The sequence below is a fragment of the Rhodoglobus sp. genome (assembly GCF_053580035.1).
Genome location: NZ_JBMDVL010000003.1, coordinates 241,437 through 259,967, shown reverse-complemented (window position 1 = coordinate 259,967; position 18,531 = coordinate 241,437). Strand labels below are relative to the sequence as shown.

Here is an 18,531-nt window from a genome sequence, read left to right as displayed (position 1 = left end):
GGTTATTATCTCAGTTTCACAACCCGGATGTGTGCTGTTGCGGCCCCCCGAAACGGCCACAATCGTGTGTGAAGGCTCCGAATCGGGCTAGTTGGACGACAGAGCGCCAATGATCTGGCAGAATTGGTTAGCGCCTTCGGGTGCGGTCCGCTTTGGTGTAATGGCAGCACGGCAGCCTTTGGAGCTGTCCAGTCTAGGTTCGAATCCTAGAGGCGGAGCTTGTTCTTACCTTTTCCCTCACGTGAGGGGGCGTTTTCAGTGCGGCTCATTCAGGGCACAATAGGTCTATGACCGAACACAAACTCGCCGTCATTGTTCTCGCCGCTGGCCAAGGCACCCGCATGAAGTCTGCCAAGCCTAAAGTTCTGCACCGCCTTGCTGGTCGCGAACTCATTGGCCACGTGGTTGCCGCCGCACGCGAGCTCAACCCTGACCACGTAATCGCTGTTGTGCGCCACCAGCGCGACGAAGTTGTTGCCACACTCTCCGAGTTGATGCCCGACATTCTGATCGTTGATCAAGACGATGTTCCCGGCACCGGTCGTGCCGTCGAAGTTGCGGTTGATTCGCTGCCAGCAGACTTCGACGGAGATGTCGTTGTTGTCAGTGGCGACGTTCCATTGCTCGACTCCGTCACCTTGGCGTCGCTGCTCGCGCAACACCGCGCCGAGTCTGCCGCCGCAACAGTGCTCTCGGCAATCCTTGAAGACGCCACAGGCTACGGCCGTGTCGTGCGTGGGGTCGATGGCGGCCTCGACCGTATCGTCGAGCAAAAAGACGCTACCGCCGACGAGATCGCGATCACCGAAATCAATTCCGGCACCTACGTCTTCAGCGTTGGCCCGCTGCGTGAGCAGCTCGTGCGCATCACCACAGACAACGCCCAAGCCGAGAAATACATCACCGATGTTGTCGGCCTGCTACGGGGTGTCGGAGCAATCGTTTCAGCAATGCCCGTCGCCGCCGGCTGGATGGTCGCCGGTGTCAACGACCGCGTACAACTGGCAGAAGCGGCCCGTCGTATGAACGAACTCATTGTGCAGAAGTGGCAGCGCGAAGGCGTAACCATCGAAGATCCGGCCACAACCTGGATCGACGCCGACGTCACCCTCAACCCTGACGTCGAAATTCTGCCCGGCACCCAGCTCAAGGGCGCAACGCTCGTGCTGTCCGGTGCCATCATCGGGCCAGACACCACCCTTGTTGACTGTGAAGTTGGCGAGAATGCTGTCGTCAAACGCACCGACGCGACGCTCAGCGTGATCGGTGCGAATGCATCCGTTGGTCCGTTTGCTTACCTTCGCCCGAACACGAAACTCGGCGTTGGCGGCAAGATCGGAACCTTCGTGGAGACCAAAAACTCCACTATCGGCGAGGGAAGTAAGGTGCCGCACCTCAGCTACATAGGCGACACCGAGGTTGGCGAACAATCCAACATTGGCGCCGGAACTATCACGGCAAACTACGACGGCGTGAACAAGAGCCGAACGGTAGTTGGCTCTCATGTGAGAAGTGGGTCACACAACGTCTTCGTCGCTCCGGTTAGAATTGCTGACGGAGCGTATACCGGGGCAGGGTCGGTCATCCGAAAAGATGTACCGGCAGGGTCTCTCGGTATCAATGTTGCTCCACAGCGCAACATCAGTGGCTGGGTTGAAACCAATCGGGCGGGAACTGCAGCGGCTCACGCAGCCAAAGCAGCAAGCGACGATACTTTGCCTGACCGACCAACGCCGTAACCGCGGCAGAGAGCGAGTCACCACGTGGCCAGCATTAAGATCTCCGGTCAAAAGCGACTCGTGCTTGTCTCCGGGCGGGCACATCCTCAACTCGCGCTCGACATTGCTGAAGAGCTCGGTAGCGATCTCGTCCCCACTGACGCACGCACCTTCGCGAATGGTGAGATCTACGCTCGCTACGACGAGAGTGTTCGTGGCTGCGACGCCTTCGTCATCCAGTCGCACACTGAGCCCATCAACGAGTGGCTCATGGAACAACTGATCATGGTGGATGCCCTCAAACGGGCCTCGGCGAAGCGCATCACCGTTGTCTCGCCCTTCTACCCCTACGCCCGCCAAGACAAGAAGGGTCGCGGTCGCGAGCCGATTAGCGCCCGCCTTATCGCGGACCTCTACAAGGCCGCTGGCGCCGACCGAATCATGAGCGTCGACCTGCACGCCGCCCAGATTCAGGGTTTCTTCGACGGCCCCGTCGACCACCTCTTCGCCATGCCGGTGCTGCTTGAGCACTTCCGCAAACAGCTCGACCCCTCGACTCTCACTGTCGTTAGCCCTGATATGGGCCGCGTGCGCGTTGCCGATATTTGGAGCCAGAAGTTAGATTCGCCACTGGCAATCATCCACAAGCGTCGTGACCCCCTCGTGCCGAATCAGGTCACCGTTCACGACATCGTGGGTGACGTGAGCGGTCGTGTCTGCCTCCTTGTCGACGACATGATCGACACCGGCGGAACCATCGTGAAGGCAGCCGAAGCACTCAAGCGTGCCGGAGCGCTCAAAGTCGTTGTGGCCGCCACTCACGCCATCTTCTCTGACCCGGCACCCACAATCTTGCAGAGCGACTTCATCGACTCTGTCGTTGTCACCGACACGCTGCCGATCCCGGAACACAAGCGCTTCCCGACCCTCACGATTCTGCCGATCGCACCGCTACTGGCTCGTGCAATCCACGAAGTCTTCGACGACGGATCGGTCACCTCAATGTTCGACGGCGCGGCCTAAGCTCCCACAGGGTGAGCAGCGCGCGCTGAGTAATTGAGTGCGCTATTGAGGCATACAGTTAAGTCATGACTGTGTTGTCCGATCGTCCTTGGCTCGCCAGCTACGCTGACGGGGTTTCTCGCGATATTCCGCTGCCCGAAGGTTCGCTCTACGATCTTGTAGCGGCATCCATTGCTGAATACCCGAAGGGTGTTGCGCTCGAATTCTTCGGCCGCGAGACCACCTATGCCGAACTTGGCGAGCAGATCGATCGCGCAGCGGAAGGCCTTCGACTTCTTGGCGTGCAAAAGGGCGACAGGGTCGCCCTCGTGCTGCCTAACTGTCCCCAGCACATTGTCGCCTTCTACGCGGTGCTGCGGTTGGGCGCAATCGTCGTCGAACACAATCCGCTGTATACGCCGCGTGAGCTTCGGCACCAGTTTGAAGACCATTCCGCCCGCGTTGTCATCGCCTGGAACAACGTCGTAGCGACGATTCAAGATTTTCCTGCCGACGTCGCCGTCGAGACCATCATTTCTGTGGATGTCACTCGCTCCATGCCATTGCTCACCAGAGCTCTACTGCGCCTTCCTGTCGCTAAAGCGCGGGAATCTCGTACCGCACTAACCTCTAAAGTGCGCGGCACCATCGTGTGGGAAGAGCTGCTGAAATCAGCTCTCATCGATGCGCACATCGTGAAGCCAGACGCCGATGATCTGGCCCTTATTCAGTACACGAGTGGCACGACGGGGTCGCCGAAGGGCGCTATGCTCACCCACGTGAACCTTGCCGTCAACGCGGCACAGGCCCGCGCCTGGGTTCCGGCAGTGCCCCGCGGCACGGCCGTTGTCTATGCCGTTCTCCCGATGTTTCACGCCTACGGCCTCACGCTGTGCTTGACGTTTGCCATGAGCATGGGAGCGCGCCTCGTTCTGTTCCCCAAGTTTGATCCCGAGCTTGTGCTCGCTGTCATCAAGAAGCGTCCAGCGACGTTCCTGCCTGCTGTCCCGCCCATCTACGAGCGACTCACCGCGGCTGCCGATGAGGCTGGGGTGTCATTGAAAGGCATCGAGATAGCGATCTCTGGAGCGATGCCCCTATCGGCTTCGGTCGTCGAGCCCTGGGAAGAGCGCACCGGGGGAACCCTCGTTGAAGGGTATGGATTGTCGGAGACGAGCCCCATCCTCATTGCGAACCCTGTCGGCCCCACTCGGCGTGCTGGAACGGTCGGATTGCCGTTGCCGAACACCGAGATCCGTGTTGTTGATCCAGAGAACCCCACGGTTGATCGACAACTGGGGGAGGAGGGTGAGCTCGTTGTTCGCGGCCCACAGGTTTTCTCTGGATATTGGGGCAAGCCCGATGAAACCGCGGAAGTGTTTGTAGCGGCTGCCGACGATGGCAAGGATTGGTTCCGCACCGGCGACATTGTCACGGTAGATGAAGATGGGTTTGTGACTATCGTCGACCGCATCAAGGAACTCATCATCACGGGTGGATTCAATGTCGCACCCAGTGAGGTTGAAGAAGCGTTGCGGCAGCATCGGTCGATCGCCGATGCCGCCGTGGTTGGGTTACCGAGCGAGCGCAGTGGCGAGGATGTTGTCGCCGCCGTCGTACTCACGGCGGGTGCGACCCTTGATGAAAAAGCCGTGCGTGACTTTGTCCGCGCAAATTTAGCTGCTTACAAGGTGCCCAAGAGCATTGTTGCTGTAGATGAGCTGCCCCGCTCGCTCATCGGCAAGGTCCTGCGTAAGCAGGTCCGGGATCAGTTGACCGCCGAGAGCTAGGCCGCAACGGCTGTGGACGCTAGGTGTTGTTTGCGGGGCTGGTCGGAAGTACGGCGGGTCCGGGGATGAGGCCGAGCGAACGCAGCAACGTTTCCTGGCCGTTGAATGCGATCGAGTAGCATTTCCAGCCCGGTTCACCGTCGCCGAAAAGGTCAAAGCGGATGTCGAACGAGACTGCGTTCGGTGCCAAGTATTCGGTGTAGGTGGCACAGGTTCGCGTTGCGGTGTTGTTGGCTGTGCCGACTGCCGAAACTATTCCGGGAACGACGAGACCGATCAGGCCGAGCACGACGACGACACGGATGACGTTCATGTACACCCGTGATCGCAGTGGTCGCTCACCGTGGGGCACGTAGCCAGATAACTCTGGTTCGTCTTCGTATTCACTCATCGTGCCCCCATTCTGTCACCGCGGGCTGAACGCTGCTTCGTTTGCCCAGCCGGAGTACTGCGAGGTTGTTGACGGTAAAAATGTGGCGGCGAGCACAGGGCCCGCCGCCAGGAGTGTTAGTGCGAGTCGGTCGCTTCGACTTCGCTGCGGTCACCCGACCACAGGGTGTGGAATGTGCCATCCATGTCGACGCGCTTGTAGGTGTGAGCGCCGAAGAAGTCGCGCTGTCCCTGAACCAATGCGGCAGGCAGGCGCGGTGCGCGCAGGCTGTCGTAGTATGCGAGTGACGACGAGAACGCGGGGGTCGGGATGCCGGCGGCGGCAGCGCCACCCACAACACGGCGCCAGGAATCCTGCGTTCCTGCCATCGCGTCGGTGAAGTACGGCGCCGTGACGAGGGCCACGAGGCCGGGGTTTTCGGCGTAGGCCTCGGTGATGCGGTTCAAGAAGCTCGCACGGATGATGCAACCGCCGCGCCAGATCTTGGCGATCTCGCCCTTCTTGATGTCCCAGTTGTACTCTTCAGCGCCGGCAACAATGGCGTCGAAGCCCTGGCTGTACGCAATGATCTTCGAGGCGTAGAGAGCCTGGCGAACATCTTCGATGAACGCGGCCTTGTCTTCGACGGCGGGTACCGAGCTGGGGCCGGGCAACGCTACGGATGCCGCGCGCTGAGCAGGCTTCGAGGAAACGGCGCGAGCGAATACGGCTTCGGCGATGCCCGAAACGGGTACTCCGAGGTTGAGGGCGGTCTGCACGGTCCACACGCCAGTTCCCTTGGAACCAGCCTGGTCGAGAATGATGTCGACGAGGGGCTTGTCGGTCTTGGCGTCAACCTGACGCAAAACTTCCGCGGTGATCTCGATGAGGTAGCTTTCGAGCTCGCCCTTGTTCCACTCGGCGAAGATGTCGGCGATTTCGGCGGGGGTTGCGCCGGTGCCTTGACGGATGAGGTCGTAGGCCTCAGCGATGAGCTGCATGTCGGCGTATTCGATGCCGTTGTGGATCATCTTGACGAAGTGGCCAGCACCATCGGTGCCGACGTGCGTGACGCAGGGCTCACCTTCGGCAATTGCAGCGATCGACTTGAGGATCGGGCCGAGGGTCTCCCATGCTTCAGCGGAACCACCGGGCATGATCGATGGGCCGAGAAGCGCGCCCTCTTCACCACCAGAGATGCCAGCGCCGACGAAGTTGATGCCGGTCTCGCGCACTGCCTTCTCGCGGCGGATGGTGTCGGTGAAGAGTGCGTTGCCGCCGTCGACAATGATGTCGCCTGGCTCGAAAGCTTCGGTCAGAGCGTCGACTACGGCATCCGTGCCCTTGCCAGCCTGCACCATGATGATGGCGGTGCGTGGCTTCGACAGCGATGCCGCAAATTCTTCGTACGTGGATGCCGGAACGAAGTTAGCTTCGGGGTGCTCGGCGAGCAGCGTCTCGGTCTTCGAGTAGGAGCGGTTGTAGATCGCAACGGTGTTGCCCTCACGGCTTGCGAGGTTGCGGGCGAGGTTGGAGCCCATAACGGCGAGCCCTACTACGCCAATGTTTGCGGTTGCCTGTTCAGCGCTCATATCGTTCACTCCTTGACTCTGGGACAAAGTGGCGGGCCCAATCTTCACGAGTGGTTGGCCCAATGATCAAGCCTAGGGCACGACGCGGACGCGGTTCGCGGCATCCATCCAGCTTGCTGGCACGGTGAACTCGGAGCCGAACGCACGGGTGAGGGGGACTGCGGGGAGGGAGTAGCGTGAACCGTATGAGCCTGCCTGTGATTGTTACCGCCGTGTTCCACATTCGTCCTGAGAGCCGAGACATCGTGCTCGAGGCCTTGAGGCTGGCGATTCGTGAAGTGCACGAAGAGCCGGGCTGCGAGCTTTACGCGATCCATGAGGCTACCGATGGTTCGCTCGTGATGATCGAGAAGTGGGAGTCTGAGGAGCTTCTCGATGCTCACGGCTCAAGCCCCGCAGTGGCAACTCTTATTGCTGAGGCGGGAAGTCACTTCACCGCGCCTGTGGCAGTGACGCGCATGACGGCTATCCCGATGGGAACCCCACATCAAGGGGCCCTCTAGTATCCGTTGGTGCTGTTTCTCCAGCAGCGCGGCTAGTATCGCTCGGGTTCCGGCGCTAGCTGGAATCGCCGACCAGAGACGTCGGTTGGCCTGATCTCGACCCACACGTATTTGAGGGTGGGGATCAGTGGGTGCAGCGGCAATTCGTTGGCGACATCGATCTCTGTCTGAGACTCGATCGCCCGGGCTGTTCCCTTGATGACAACACTCCACGCAACGTGGGGGCCAACGGAGTCAGTCTCCAGAGCGACTTTGTCGTTGATGGTCAGCTTGAGCAGCTTGGTGCCCTCCGCTGTGCGCAGCAGAATCCGGTTGTCGACGGCGATGAAGTTGACCGGATAAATCTCAGGCTCACCCTGAAAGCTGACTGCGATTCTGCCGAAGCTGGCGGTGCGAAGCAGTTCCCAACAGGTTTCGAGGCTCAGTTCTTCTACTGGATCATTCAGATTCTCGCTCATGGCAAATCCTCCCGTAGCGCAATCGTCCCACCGTAGCGGTTGATAGGCCAGAGTTCATCGGATAAAAAGTGCCCGTCAAGGGCTGTTCTGTGCGGCATCCGTCCTCTCAGAGAAGAAAATGTCTTCGTCGACTTTTGATTAAGTCTGCTTTAAGGCAGACTAGTGAGATTGATATCAGACGTAACGTTGCGTCGAATGTTAGGAACACTGTGGCTTCACAATTTCCACCCCTCATCGTGATGGGTGTCTCAGGATCAGGTAAGTCGACTGTCGGTGCTGCCCTCGGCCAAGCGCTAGGCATGCAGTTCATCGACGGTGACGACCTCCACCCGCGAGCCAACAAAGAAAAAATGGCTGCCGGTCACGCACTCAACGACGAAGACCGAGCCCCCTGGCTAGAGATCATCGCCGACCGCATTGGCGCCGAACTCGCCGAAGGTAACCCCATCATCGTCGCCTGCTCGTCACTCAAGCGCTCATACCGCACTCTGCTTACCGCCTACGCTCCATCGACGGTTTTTGTGCACCTCAGCGGAGACCGCGAAGTGATCGCCGAACGTCAGTCGCACCGCAATCACGAGTACATGCCCAACAGCCTGCTTGACTCTCAATTCAGCACGCTTGAGCCGCTCCAAGACGACGAGCGCGGAGTGCTCGTCGATCTCACCAAGACCCCGGACGAGATTGTCCGGTCAATCAAAAAAGACCTCACCGACCGCTACGTCGGCTGAGCTGCACTAGAGAAATAAGGACAATGATGACCGATCTCCAATTGCTCTGGGAGTTGCCCACCTGGGGCCTGCTCCTTCTCGCTGCGGGAGCCATTGCGCTCCTGCTGCTGCTGATTATCGTTGGCCGCGTTCACGCGTTCCTCTCGCTAATCATCGTGAGCCTCGTTACAGCAATCGCCGCAGGTATCCCTACGAACCAGATAATTCCGACGCTGACATCAGGCTTCGGTGGCACGCTAGCCAGCGTTGCCCTGCTGGTCGGTTTAGGCGCAATGCTGGGCCGGATGCTCGAAATGAGCGGCGGAGCACAAGTGCTCGCCGATTCCCTCATTCGACGCTTCGGAGAAAAGCGTGCACCTCTAGCCCTGGCTGTTGCGTCGCTCATGATGGGATTCCCCATCTTCTTCGACGCCGGACTCGTCGTCATGCTGCCGATCATCTTCACGGTTGCTCGTCGCCTCGGCGGATCGCTCCTCTTCTATGCGTTCCCCGCCGCTGTCGCGTTCTCGGTCATGCACATCTTCGTTCCGCCGCACCCCGGCCCCGTTGCCGCAACCGGCCTTCTCGGCGCTGACGTCGGGCTCGTTCTGATCTTCGGACTCATCGTTGCGCTCCCCACGTGGTACGTCGTTGGCTATAAGTTCGGTACCTGGACCGGCAAGCGTTTCGACATTGCTATTCCCAACATCCTGTTCGGAAGCCAAGACGACGAGAAAGCAGCAGAGTTCAAGTCCGACCCCAAGCTCGGCACGATCCTGTTCCTGCTTCTCCTTCCCCTCGTTCTCATCTTCATGAACACGGGACTCAACGCGCTCGCTACCGCCGGCGCTGTTGACCTTGAGAACCCCCTTGTTCAGGTTCTTCGTCTTCTCGGTGAAACCCCGATCGCTCTGCTCATCACCGTTGTGTTCGGCATGTGGTTGCTCGGGTGGAAGCGCAACAAGAAGCGCACCCTCATCGAGACAATCGTCGACAGTGCGCTCGGCCCGGTTAGCTCGATCATCCTCATCACCGGTGCCGGTGGAATGTTCGGTGGAGTTCTTCGTGCCAGCGGAATCGGCGCCAGCATTGCAACGTCGCTCGAATCGATCGGCATGCCGCTCATCGTTGCCGGCTTCGTGATTGCTGCGATCATCCGCGTCGCTCAGGGTTCAGCAACCGTTGCCCTCACGACTGCGGCCGCGCTCATTCAGCCCGTCGTGCTGGCCGATGCCACCCTCAACCCGGCCGAACTCGCTGCCATCGTGCTCGCGCTCGCCGCCGGTTCAGTGTTTGCTGGTCACGTGAACGACTCGGGCTTCTGGTTGGTCAGCCGCTTCTTCGGCATGGACACCCAGACGACCCTGCGCACGTGGACCGTAGGCCAGGCACTTATCGGTGTCATGGGCTTCGCGATCGCGTTCGTCATCTTCCTCGTCGCCGGAATGTTCTAGGAGCTAGCCGTGGCATCCACCCTGTTTGACCTGAGTGGGCGTATTGCCCTCGTCACCGGATCGAGCCGAGGAATTGGGCGAGTTATCGCGCAAGCTCTCGCCGAGGCCGGGGCAACGATTGTGCTGAACGGTCGGGATGAGGAGCGGCTCGCTGCCACTCATTCTGATTTCAGCGCAGAGTTTGGGGCCGAACGCGTCTACGCTCGCGCGTTTGACGTAGCGGATGCCACGGCTGTCGCCACCGCAATCGCCGAGATCGAGGCATCCATCGGTGCGATCGGGGTGCTCGTGAACAACGCGGGCATCCAGCATCGCGAGCCGATGCTCGACCTCGACGTGGAGGACTGGAACCGAGTCATCTCCACCAACCTCACGAGCGCGTTCCTCGTCGGTCGCGAAGTTGCGCGCCACATGTTAACGCGTGGTGAGGGCAAGATCATCAACATTGCGTCGGTGCAGACCGATCTGGCGCGCCCGACCATCGGCCCGTACACGGTCTCGAAGGGCGGTATCCGCAATCTCACTCGTGCCATGACGGCGGAGTGGGCGAGCGGCGGGCTGCAGATCAATGCGATCGCCCCCGGCTACATCCACACGGAGATGACGCAGGGGCTGGTCGACGATGACACTTTCAATAACTGGATTCTCGGGCGCACGCCTGCCGGTCGCTGGGGAACCCCCGCCGACCTGGGTGGCCCGGCAGTGTGGCTTGCCTCGAGTGGTTCCGACTATGTCAATGGTCAGGTCATTTTCATCGATGGCGGCATGACGGTCGTCGTTTAATTTCCTGCCGAATCGCCGCAGGCACGAACCCGGCTAAGTTCTACAGAAAAGATTTTCATGACAGATGCAGCCCCCGCCAACACTCTCGCGGTCACAATTCATGCTCAAGATGACTTGCGCGTGGAGAGCATTCCGTTGGCCGCTCCGGCCGCCGATGAAGCCGTGATTCACATTGCGTTCGGCGGGGTCTGCGGGTCAGACCTGCACTACTGGTCGCATGGCGCAGCGGGGGAGTCGATCCTTAGGGCTCCTATGATTCTCGGTCACGAGGTCGTCGGCACCGTCATTCAGCAGTCCGCTGACGGTAGCGGCCCTGCGGCGGGAACGGCTGTGGCCGTGCATCCCGCAACCCCCGGCGGCGCTGAGCCGCGCTGGCCAGAAGACCGCCCCAATCTTTCTCCAGCCTGCACCTACCTCGGCAGTGCCGCGCGCTTCCCGCACACCGAAGGCGCCTTCGCTGAGTTCGTTACCTTGCCGAGCCGGATGCTGCGAGCACTGCCCGCCTCGTTGAGCTTGCGCGATGCCGCACTGGTTGAGCCAGCCAGCGTGGCCTGGCATGCGGTCTCGCGCGCCGGAGAGGTTCGCGGAAAACGTGCTCTCGTTATTGGCGCCGGCCCGATTGGAGCTCTTATCGTTGCGGTTCTCAAGCGCGCCGGTGCGAGCGAGATTGTGGCCGTTGACATGTTCGCCGGTCCGCTCGCCATCGCAACGCAGGTCGGTGCGACCTCAATCCTGCACGCAACGGAGACGGATGCGATCGCCGCCGTCGACGCAGACATCGTTTTCGAATCATCGGGCAGCTATCGCGGTCTCGAGTCTGCCGTTCGCGGCACCACTCGTGGCGGTCGCGTGGTGATGGTTGGGTTGTTACCTTCTGGTCAGCAGCCTGCACTGATTTCGCTGGCGATTACTCGTGAACTTGAGCTCGTTGGTTCGTTCCGCTTCAACGATGAGATCGATGAGGTGATCGCGGCGCTAGCTGATGGTTCACTCGTTGTCGGTCCGATCGTCACGCACGAATTTGCTGCAGCGGATGCTCATGAAGCTTTCGCCGTGGCGAAGGACTCGGAAAACAGTGGCAAGGTGCTGCTGCGTTTCTAGTGAGAGGCTGGGTAGCTCTCGACAGCTAGTCGAGGAAGATGCGCGGTTCGCCAGCCCAGATCGGCTCAACTTCTTCAATGGTGCGGCTCATAATGCGCTCCATTGAGGCGTAGGCGTCGTCTGGTCGCTTGCCCTGAATGGCGTCCGCGACATCCACGTGCAGTTGGAGGGCCTCTTCGTGCGGTTTCGACGGCATGAGGCCGCGATTGGTGCGGCCGGTCAACACTTCGGCGATCACACGGTCGAGGCGGGCAAACATTTCGTTGCCACTTGCGGCCAGTACGAGCGAGTGAAAACGGATGTCGAGTTCAAGAAAAAGTTCAAGGTCGCCTGATCTCCCCACCGATCGCATCCGCGCTGCCAGCGCGAGGAGCTCACCGCTGGTCTCATCGGAGGCGTGGGTAGCGGCAAGCTGTGCTGCTTGTGGTTCGATGGCGTTACGCAGCTCAGTGAGGGAGCGTAGCTGCTGGCCATTTTCGGCTTGTTCGAGGCGCCAACGGATTACGAGCGGATCGTAGAGACTCCACTGCGACATGGGCTGCACGCGCATCCCTACCCGCTTCACCGAGGCGACCATGCCTAGGGACTGGAGCACGCGCACGGCTTCGCGCACGACGGAACGTGAGACACCGTAGCGTTCCTCAAGCTGTTCGGCGAGAATCGTGGATTCTGGCGAGATCTCACCAGAGACGATATGCAGTCCTAGCTCATTGAGCACGCGTGCGTGAAGGCCTCCGGACATGCTTCAAGAGTAGTGGTTGGCGCTCGTGCGCTAGCCGCCGCCGCGGGCGAGCCCATCCGGCTATTTGTGGCGCAATCATCCGTGTACACTGACTAGTTGAACTTCGGCGAGGGAACTTTCGAGTTCCGTTATCGACGCGGCGGGCAAGTCACAGGGCTTTTCCTCACGTGGCAGACATCTGATCTGCCGGCGTTCGAGTTGAACTACAGACAATGATCTGGGCACTGCGCCCGCGACGAGAACTCCGCTCGTTGCAGGAACTAGGCCCACAACAGACTTCGGTCTTCAGAGGAGATAACAATGGCTAAGCCAGGCGTAAACCACGTCGTTACGGATGCACGTGAGTCCTTCGGCAAGGGTGCGGCGCGCAAGCTCCGCGCACTCGGCAAGATTCCCGCCGTAATCTACGGTCACGGCACCGACCCCATCCACGTTGCCCTTCCGGCACACGAGATCAGCCTCATCCTGCGCAAGTCGAACCAGATTCTGGACCTCGACATCAATGGCAAGAGCCAGCTCGCTCTCGTCAAGGACGTGCAGAAGGACCCCGTACGCCAGATCATCGAGCACATCGACCTCGTTGTCATCCGCAAGGGTGAGAAGGTCATCGTTGATGTCCCGATCCACATCACCGGTGAGTCGGCTCCCGGCACCATCGCCAACCTTGACGCACCGACCGTTTCGGTTGAGGCAGAAGCTACTCACATTCCTGAGTACTTCACCGTCTCCATCGAGGGCCTCGAAGAGGGCGAGCACATCTACGCCAAGGACGTCACGCTCATCACCGGTTCGGTTCTTCTTTCCGACCCCGAGCTTCTCGTCATCGGTGTCAGCACTCCGCGTTCGTCGGTTGAGGCTGAAGCTGCTGAAGAAGAAGCCGCAGCTGTTGCTGCAGACGCTGCCGCAAACGCAGAGGTTGCTGAATAATCCGATTCTTTCGCAAGCGAGAAATCGTGGATGACCAATGGTTAGTAGTCGGGCTCGGTAACCCCGGGCCCGGCTACGCCGGTAATCGCCACAACGTGGGCCACATGGTGTTGGCCCACCTGGCAGATGAACTTTCTGCCACCTTCAAGAACCACAAAGCCAACGCTGCTGTCGCTGAAGGGCGCAGTTTTGGTGACGGCCCCAAGCTCATTCTGGCCAAGCCCAATTCATTTATGAATCTTTCGGGTGGCCCGGTGGCCGCACTCATGCGGTTCTACAAGATCCCCGTTGAACGACTCATTGTCGTTCACGATGAGCTCGACATCGATTTCGATACCGTCAAGCTCAAGACCGGTGGCGGCCATGGTGGTCACAACGGCATCCGTGACATTGCTGCAGCGGTCGGTTCGCCAGACTTCACTCGCGTTCGCGTCGGCATTGGTCGACCTCCCGGTCGTCAGCCCGCCGCAGACTTCGTGCTTCGGGACTTCTCGAGCGACGAACGCAGCGTGCTGCCCAACCTGCTGGGAGATGCAGCGGATGCTGTGGCTCTCGTCGCGAGCGACGGCCTCGAAGCCGCGCAGCTGCGCTTTCACAGCCCACGCAAGTAGCACTCGCGGTTCGCTGCGCTCTGGGTGAACTCGCACCGTGCTGTCGGTAGCCGCGAGTAGACTCCTCCGGTGACTCTTGACGGACTTATCTCAGCGCTTTCGCGCGCCCAGACTGTGGAGAACGCACTTCGTTTTTCGCAGCAAAGCGCAGACTTCTCCCTCGTCGAGGGGTTGAGGGCACCACTACTGGGTGGGTTACTCACCAAATCTGCCGAACCACGGTCGCTGCTGGCGATCACGGCGACGGGCCGCGAATCTGAGTCACTGCGCCGCTCGCTCACCAGCTACCTTCCTGACGCTCAGATTGTAGAGTTTCCGGCTTGGGAGACGCTTCCCCACGAACGTTTGAGCCCGAGTGCCGAAACTGTCGGCAAGCGGATGCAGGCCCTGCGCGACCTTGCCCGCTGGAAAGAGAATCCAGTCGGCCAGTTCGTTTTGGTGGCATCCGTTCGGGCCGCACTGCAGCCGATCGCCGACAACCTCACGGAGATCGAGCCCATCGCGCTGACCGCTGGCGCCCGCAACTACGATCTTTCTGCACTGTCTGAGCGGCTAATCGCGCTGGCATATTCCCGCGTCGACATGGTCACTCGTCGCGGAGAGTTTGCGGTGCGCGGCGGAATTCTCGACGTCTTTGCCCCCAACCACGAACATCCGCTTCGCCTGGAATTCTTCGGTGATGAGCTCGAACAGCTGCGTGAATTCTCAGTTGCTGACCAGCGTTCGATCGATGGCGATATTGTGTCGGCCGAGCTGGTACCGAGCCGCGAAGTGCTCTTGAGCGAGTCGGTTCGCCAGCGTGCCCGCGAAATGCAGCACGAGTTCCCGAGCCTGTCGACGATGCTCGCCAAGATCGCTGAGGGTATCCCCGTCGATGGCATGGAGTCGCTCGCTCCCGCTCTGGTCGACCGACTTGTGCCACTGACCCATTACCTCCCGGCGGATTCCGCTATCGCCGTGCTGTCGCCCGAGAAAGTCTCTTCGCGCGCGGTGAACCTGGCAGAAACGAACCGCGAATTCTTGAGCGCAGCGTGGAATGCTGCCACTGCAGGAGCTGAAGCTCCCATCGATCTGGATGCTGGTGACTTTGTTACTCTCAATTCGCTTCGAGAGTCGGCTGGTTCGCGCCCGTGGTGGACCCTCAGCACTTTTGACTCTGGCGAGGCGGATGCCGCCAGCCTGCTCGATACGGCAGAAGAAGCATCCGAATATGTGCGCATTGATGCCGCAGCAATTCCGTCATTTGCGGGAACGGTAGATGGCGCTCTCGACCACGTCGCTCAACTGCTTGCTGACGGGTGGACTGTCGGGATCATTGCAGAGGGCAGCGGACTGGTTGAGCGCACCGCCGATCTTCTGGCCGAGCGAGAACTCTCAGGTCGTGCTGTCGAGACGTTCCCGGCCGAGACAGAACCGGGCGTTGCGTATTTGCTGCGAGCATCCGTCGACCACGGTTTTGCGGTTGATGGCATCAAGCTGGCGGTACTCAGTGAGGGTGAGTTCTTTGGTCGTTCGGTCGGCTACGCCTCGCGCCCAACGCGCAAGCTAGCGACTCGGCGCAAGAACGTTGTCGACCCGATCCAGCTCAAGAGTGGCGACTTCGTGGTGCACCACACCCACGGCATCGGCAAGTTCCTCGAACTCGTGACTCGCCAAGTGAGCACGGGGGGACGCAATGCCGTAAAAACACAGCGAGAGTTCCTCGTGCTCGAGTACGCGCCAAACAAGCGCGGCTACCCCGGCGACAAACTCTATGTTCCCACCGATCAGCTTGACCTGCTCTCGCGCTACGTCGGCGGCGAAGCCCCAACGCTCAACAAGATGGGCGGCAGCGATTGGTCGGCAGCCAAGACAAAGGCTCGCAAGGCCGTTCGTGACATCGCCGTCGAACTGGTCAAGCTCTACAGCGCCCGAATGGCCAGCAAAGGCTATGCCTTCAGCGCCGATACTCCGTGGCAGCGCGAACTCGAAGAGGCTTTTGCTTTTGCCGAGACCCCCGATCAGCTGACCACGATCGACGAGGTCAAAGCTGACATGCAGAGCCCCGTTCCGATGGACCGGCTGCTGAGTGGTGACGTGGGCTATGGCAAGACCGAGGTGGCCGTTCGTGCCGCGTTCAAGGCCGTTCAAGACGGCAAACAGGTGGCGATGATCGTGCCAACGACGCTGCTCGTTCGTCAGCACATGGAGACCTTCGCCGACCGGTTCGCCGGCTTCCCCGTGCACTTGCGAGCGCTTAGCCGCTTCCAAAGCGACAAAGAGGCTCGCGAAACTCTGGCCGGCCTCACCGATGGAACCGTGGATGTCGTCATCGGTACCCACCGCCTCCTTTCGAAAAACATTGCCTTCAAAGATCTCGGACTAGTGATCATTGACGAAGAGCAGCGCTTCGGTGTCGAGCACAAAGATGCGCTCAAGAAGCTCAAAACCAACGTCGACATTTTGGCGATGACAGCAACCCCGATTCCTCGTACCCTCGAGATGGCCGTCACGGGCATCCGCGAAATGTCGACTTTGGCAACACCGCCAGAAGATCGTCACCCCATCCTGAGTTTTGTCGGACCATACTCCGAGCGTCAGGTTTCGGCGGCAATTCGTCGCGAACTGCTGCGCGAAGGTCAAGTTTTCTATGTTCACAACCGAGTGAGCTCAATCAACCGGGTAGCAGCAAAGCTTGCCGAGTTGGTTCCGGATGCTCGCATCGCTGTTGCCCACGGACAACTACCAGAAGCCGTGCTCGAACAAGTGATGGTCGACTTCTGGGAACGCAAATTCGATGTGCTCGTCTCGACGACCATCATCGAAACCGGCCTCGACATTGCCAACGCCAACACGTTGATCATCGACCGCGCAGACAAGTACGGGCTCAGTCAGCTCCACCAACTGCGTGGACGCGTCGGGCGAGGCCGCGAACGTGCCTACGCGTACTTCCTCTACGACGAAGAGAAGCCGCTCAGCGAAACCGCGCACGAGCGCCTCGACACCATTGCCGCCAACAACGAGCTTGGTGCTGGAATGCAGATCGCCCTCAAAGACCTCGAAATTCGTGGAGCCGGAAACCTGCTCGGAGGCGAACAGTCTGGCCACATTGCCGGCGTTGGCTTTGACCTCTATTTGCGGATGATCGGCGAAGCCGTATCGACATTCCGCGGTGATGTCGCCGAAGGCCAAACCGAGCTGCGCCTTGAGCTGCCGGTCGATGCCAACATTCCCGAAGACTATGTGGAAAGCGAGCGACTACGACTCGAGGCCTATCAGAAGTTGTCGACGGCAAGCGCGCCAGCGGCATCCGCCGACAGTATTGATCGCGTGTTTGACGAGCTGAGCGACCGCTATGGCGAACCACCAGAGCAAGTGCAGCACCTCATCGCCGTCTCTCGACTGCGACGGATGGCACAGAAGGCCGGGTTCAGCGAGGTCGTCGTGATGGGCGACAAGCTGCGAGTGGCGCCGGCAGATTTGCTCGACTCAAAGCAGATACGGCTACAGCGTATGTATCCGGGATCGAAGTATCACGCCGCTGCGGCAGCGGCGATCGTTCCGCTACCGACGGGCGTGAGCGACGGTCAACTGATCGAGTGGACGAAAGACCTCCTCGTTTCGGTCTTTGGCGCTAAAGACACCGCGGCTGAGCTCGCAGAGTTGGCTCTCGCCGCCGAAGCCGCAGAGAAGGTCGCTGCAGACACCGCGGCAGCAGCGAAAGTAGCAGCAGCAGAGGGCGGCACGGCCGCGAAGCCCTAACTTTCGGTGGAGGCAACCTCGCGCGGAGCATCCGGTATTGGGGAAACCGGCACGGGGGAAATCTGCGCCGGGGAGTCTGGCGCTGGAACAGGTGGCGTTAGGGAATCTGGCACGGCACTCGGCGGATTTGCCGGCGCATGCTTCGGCGGGAAAGCGAGCGGGTTGAGGCGACCGTCGATGAGGTGAACGCGGCTGACCGCCATGGGGATCACGACGAGCGATCGCAGGTCGAGAATGGCGTGCGCGATTATCGCAACGACAATGCTGCCCGTCAGCACGTAAAGCATCATGAACAGCGCGCCGATCACCGTGGTGATGACGATTCCGGCGACGCCCTGATACGAGTGCATGATCCCGAACAGCAGCACGCTGCCGACAATCGCCACGATGGCATTGCCCGTGGTAGCGAAGAGCAGGGCGGGCAATGCGAGTCTGAACAACAGTTCTTCGACGATTCCCGCATTGATTGAGAGCAGTCCGCCGAGAACGAGCTCTTGACGGTTGCGGGGCAAAATCGACTGAATATCGCCGACGCTGATGATCTCGTCACCCTCTTTGCGAACAGCAACGACCCCGACAATAGTGAGTCCAACGATGCCGATAATCGCACCGATGATTACCCCGGTCGTTACTGCCGGGCGGGCCGCGAATACCATGAGAAGCCACGAGACCCAGGGCCACGCTTGCACTTCAGAGAGCAGGGGAGCGGCGAACTGTCCGCTGGCGAGCAGCGTGACAACGGCCATCCCGCCAAACAGGCTCATCGAGACGAGGAGCCAGCGGCGCAACATGAGCTGGCGGCGCTTAGTGGTGCGAAATCTCTTGAAGCGGCGATACTCGCGCTGATCCCGGCGAAATGTGCGCAGGGCAAGTGCGGTCAGCACCCCGACGAGGGTGAGCCACAAGAGCGCAAGCATGACGGGATTGGTGGGGTCGAGCATCCACCAATGGTGTCACGCGTTTGCTGTAAAGGTCTGGAACCCATACCGGAATCGTTGACCAGAGAGGATTTCCGCAATAGTCTGCCCG

16 protein-coding genes and 1 tRNA gene are annotated in these 18,531 nt (G+C 60.3%); 12 read left to right on the top strand and 5 right to left on the bottom strand.

What is annotated here, in order from left to right; genetic code table 11:
- The first annotated feature begins 146 nt into the window (after positions 1-146).
- The 4 genes from ACOH1Z_RS12115 (at position 147) to ACOH1Z_RS12100 (ending at position 4,510) form a co-directional block, all read left to right on the top strand.
- Positions 147-218 (top strand) — tRNA-Gln (locus ACOH1Z_RS12115).
- Between the two features lie 69 nt (positions 219-287).
- Entirely contained in the window at positions 288-1,739 is a 1,452-nt protein-coding gene (gene glmU / locus ACOH1Z_RS12110; protein ID WP_449648747.1) for a bifunctional UDP-N-acetylglucosamine diphosphorylase/glucosamine-1-phosphate N-acetyltransferase GlmU, read from the top strand.
- 24 nt (positions 1,740-1,763) lie between these two features.
- Positions 1,764-2,741, top strand: a complete 978-nt coding sequence (locus ACOH1Z_RS12105; RefSeq protein WP_449648746.1) for a ribose-phosphate diphosphokinase — start codon at positions 1,764-1,766, stop codon at positions 2,739-2,741.
- A 65-nt stretch (positions 2,742-2,806) separates the two neighbouring features.
- Positions 2,807-4,510: a long-chain-fatty-acid--CoA ligase gene (locus ACOH1Z_RS12100; protein WP_449648745.1), complete on the top strand. Its 1,704-nt coding sequence runs from the start codon at positions 2,807-2,809 to the stop codon at positions 4,508-4,510.
- Positions 4,511-4,529: 19 nt separating this feature from the next.
- On the opposite strand, the gene ACOH1Z_RS12095 is transcribed toward ACOH1Z_RS12100, so the two are convergent.
- Together ACOH1Z_RS12095 and gnd are read right to left on the bottom strand one after the other, a co-directional pair.
- Positions 4,530-4,901 carry a hypothetical protein gene (locus tag ACOH1Z_RS12095; protein ID WP_449648744.1) on the bottom strand — a complete coding sequence of 124 codons (372 nt, stop codon included), beginning with the start codon at positions 4,899-4,901 and terminating at the stop codon, positions 4,530-4,532.
- Positions 4,902-5,017: 116 nt separating this feature from the next.
- The gene (gene gnd, locus ACOH1Z_RS12090) at positions 5,018-6,472 is read right to left on the bottom strand and encodes an NADP-dependent phosphogluconate dehydrogenase (protein ID WP_449648743.1); all 1,455 of its coding nucleotides are present in this window, start codon (positions 6,470-6,472) and stop codon (positions 5,018-5,020) included.
- 185 nt (positions 6,473-6,657) lie between these two features.
- On the opposite strand from gnd, the gene ACOH1Z_RS12085 reads away from it, so the two are divergent.
- Positions 6,658-6,975 carry a putative quinol monooxygenase gene (locus ACOH1Z_RS12085; RefSeq protein ID WP_449648742.1) on the top strand — a complete coding sequence of 106 codons (318 nt, stop codon included), beginning with the start codon at positions 6,658-6,660 and terminating at the stop codon, positions 6,973-6,975.
- Positions 6,976-7,007: 32 nt separating this feature from the next.
- Here ACOH1Z_RS12085 and ACOH1Z_RS12080 read toward each other — a convergent pair whose 3' ends face one another.
- On the bottom strand, positions 7,008-7,433 hold the full coding sequence (locus ACOH1Z_RS12080) for a pyridoxamine 5'-phosphate oxidase family protein (RefSeq protein ID WP_449648741.1): 426 nt from the start codon (positions 7,431-7,433) through the stop codon (positions 7,008-7,010).
- Between the two features lie 209 nt (positions 7,434-7,642).
- On the opposite strand from ACOH1Z_RS12080, the gene ACOH1Z_RS12075 reads away from it, so the two are divergent.
- Genes ACOH1Z_RS12075 through ACOH1Z_RS12060 form a run of 4 tightly spaced genes read left to right on the top strand, consistent with a single transcriptional unit; the run spans position 7,643 to position 11,481 of the window.
- Positions 7,643-8,164, top strand: a complete 522-nt coding sequence (locus ACOH1Z_RS12075) for a gluconokinase (RefSeq protein WP_449648740.1) — start codon at positions 7,643-7,645, stop codon at positions 8,162-8,164.
- Between the two features lie 23 nt (positions 8,165-8,187).
- Positions 8,188-9,597: a GntP family permease gene (locus ACOH1Z_RS12070; RefSeq protein WP_449648739.1), complete on the top strand. Its 1,410-nt coding sequence runs from the start codon at positions 8,188-8,190 to the stop codon at positions 9,595-9,597.
- Positions 9,598-9,606: 9 nt separating this feature from the next.
- A complete protein-coding gene (locus tag ACOH1Z_RS12065; RefSeq protein ID WP_449648738.1) occupies positions 9,607-10,380 on the top strand; it encodes an SDR family oxidoreductase in 774 nt (257 codons plus the stop codon).
- A gap of 57 nt (positions 10,381-10,437) precedes the next feature.
- The gene (locus ACOH1Z_RS12060) at positions 10,438-11,481 is read left to right on the top strand and encodes an L-idonate 5-dehydrogenase (protein WP_449648737.1); all 1,044 of its coding nucleotides are present in this window, start codon (positions 10,438-10,440) and stop codon (positions 11,479-11,481) included.
- Between the two features lie 25 nt (positions 11,482-11,506).
- Here ACOH1Z_RS12060 and ACOH1Z_RS12055 read toward each other — a convergent pair whose 3' ends face one another.
- The gene (locus ACOH1Z_RS12055) at positions 11,507-12,223 is read right to left on the bottom strand and encodes a FadR/GntR family transcriptional regulator (RefSeq protein ID WP_449648736.1); all 717 of its coding nucleotides are present in this window, start codon (positions 12,221-12,223) and stop codon (positions 11,507-11,509) included.
- Positions 12,224-12,523: 300 nt separating this feature from the next.
- Here ACOH1Z_RS12055 and ACOH1Z_RS12050 point away from each other — a divergent pair, with 300 nt between their 5' ends.
- The 3 genes from ACOH1Z_RS12050 (at position 12,524) to mfd (ending at position 17,502) form a co-directional block, all read left to right on the top strand.
- The gene (locus ACOH1Z_RS12050; protein ID WP_449648735.1) at positions 12,524-13,150 is read left to right on the top strand and encodes a 50S ribosomal protein L25/general stress protein Ctc; all 627 of its coding nucleotides are present in this window, start codon (positions 12,524-12,526) and stop codon (positions 13,148-13,150) included.
- 26 nt (positions 13,151-13,176) lie between these two features.
- Positions 13,177-13,761: an aminoacyl-tRNA hydrolase gene (gene pth, locus ACOH1Z_RS12045; protein ID WP_449648734.1), complete on the top strand. Its 585-nt coding sequence runs from the start codon at positions 13,177-13,179 to the stop codon at positions 13,759-13,761.
- A gap of 69 nt (positions 13,762-13,830) precedes the next feature.
- Entirely contained in the window at positions 13,831-17,502 is a 3,672-nt protein-coding gene (gene mfd, locus ACOH1Z_RS12040) for a transcription-repair coupling factor (protein WP_449648733.1), read from the top strand.
- On the opposite strand, the gene ACOH1Z_RS12035 is transcribed toward mfd, so the two are convergent.
- Positions 17,499-18,443, bottom strand: coding sequence for a CPBP family intramembrane glutamic endopeptidase (locus tag ACOH1Z_RS12035; RefSeq protein WP_449648732.1), 945 nt, complete (start codon positions 18,441-18,443; stop codon positions 17,499-17,501). The genes mfd and ACOH1Z_RS12035 overlap by 4 nt on opposite strands.
- Positions 18,444-18,531: the final 88 nt, after the last annotated feature.

Excerpts from the sequence above, each read along its gene's own strand:
- glmU (WP_449648747.1), top strand. The coding sequence starts at position 288 with ATGACCGAACACAAACTCGCCGTCATTGTTCTCGCCGCTGGCCAAGGC.
- ACOH1Z_RS12100 (WP_449648745.1), top strand. The coding sequence starts at position 2,807 with ATGACTGTGTTGTCCGATCGTCCTTGGCTCGCCAGCTACGCTGACGGG.
- ACOH1Z_RS12095 (WP_449648744.1), bottom strand. The coding sequence starts at position 4,901 with ATGAGTGAATACGAAGACGAACCAGAGTTATCTGGCTACGTGCCCCAC.
- gnd (WP_449648743.1), bottom strand. The coding sequence starts at position 6,472 with ATGAGCGCTGAACAGGCAACCGCAAACATTGGCGTAGTAGGGCTCGCC.
- ACOH1Z_RS12085 (WP_449648742.1), top strand. The coding sequence starts at position 6,658 with ATGAGCCTGCCTGTGATTGTTACCGCCGTGTTCCACATTCGTCCTGAG.
- ACOH1Z_RS12080 (WP_449648741.1), bottom strand. The coding sequence starts at position 7,433 with ATGAGCGAGAATCTGAATGATCCAGTAGAAGAACTGAGCCTCGAAACC.
- ACOH1Z_RS12070 (WP_449648739.1), top strand. The coding sequence starts at position 8,188 with ATGATGACCGATCTCCAATTGCTCTGGGAGTTGCCCACCTGGGGCCTG.
- ACOH1Z_RS12060 (WP_449648737.1), top strand. The coding sequence starts at position 10,438 with ATGACAGATGCAGCCCCCGCCAACACTCTCGCGGTCACAATTCATGCT.
- ACOH1Z_RS12055 (WP_449648736.1), bottom strand. The coding sequence starts at position 12,223 with ATGTCCGGAGGCCTTCACGCACGCGTGCTCAATGAGCTAGGACTGCAT.
- ACOH1Z_RS12050 (WP_449648735.1), top strand. The coding sequence starts at position 12,524 with ATGGCTAAGCCAGGCGTAAACCACGTCGTTACGGATGCACGTGAGTCC.
- ACOH1Z_RS12035 (WP_449648732.1), bottom strand. The coding sequence starts at position 18,443 with ATGCTCGACCCCACCAATCCCGTCATGCTTGCGCTCTTGTGGCTCACC.